The organism is Heliobacterium chlorum (assembly GCF_014502795.1).
In the GTDB taxonomy this organism is placed as follows: domain Bacteria; phylum Bacillota; class Desulfitobacteriia; order Heliobacteriales; family Heliobacteriaceae; genus Heliobacterium; species Heliobacterium chlorum.
Genome location: NZ_JACVHF010000142.1, coordinates 1 through 576, shown reverse-complemented (window position 1 = coordinate 576; position 576 = coordinate 1). Strand labels below are relative to the sequence as shown.

At 47.7% G+C, this 576-nt stretch carries 1 protein-coding gene; it reads right to left on the bottom strand.

What is annotated here, in order from left to right; genetic code table 11:
* A partial coding sequence (locus H1S01_RS20665) for a major capsid protein (protein ID WP_341479150.1) occupies positions 1–347 on the bottom strand: 347 nt, incomplete at its 3' end.
* Positions 348–576: the final 229 nt, after the last annotated feature.

Sequence of the window (576 nt, the reverse complement as noted above, 5' to 3'; positions counted from 1 at the left end):
TCTAGAGCTAAGGCTTTTGCTTTCAGGTCCGTATGGATGGAGCGAATGTCGTTGACGTTACCTCGGGTTTGCACGAGAAATTTATCAATGTCCACGTCACCACCGAGGATATACAATCCCTCAGATAGCTGATTAACTACACCCGCCGATTCCACATAGCCTTCGTTGACGGAACGGAACGCGATACCCGGTAAGGTCTGCTCCTGATTGTATTTGTAGGAGTTCCCCGAAATCTCCATGAACGGCAATAGTTCCAGAATCGGAGACGAACGAGCAAAGGTTTGAATCACGCCTTTTTGTAGGATATCCGTTGATAACTTCGCGGCTTCCGTCATTGTGAGTGCCAAAGAAATAATTCCTCCCTATGTGCTGTTTTTGGGCAAAGAAAAAGCGTCATCCGCTGTGGGATTACGCTCGCTGGGAATAACCCATTTTGAGAAGCTGTATAGAGCTTAACTGATTAAGGTCTGTCGTTTGAGCTTGTGCCGGGTTGGTTGCTTGGCCGACAGGCTGTTCTTGTTTTGAGCCAAATAATCCTTTCTTTTCGGCGGCCGCCAGCCATTCTAGCTTAGCTTC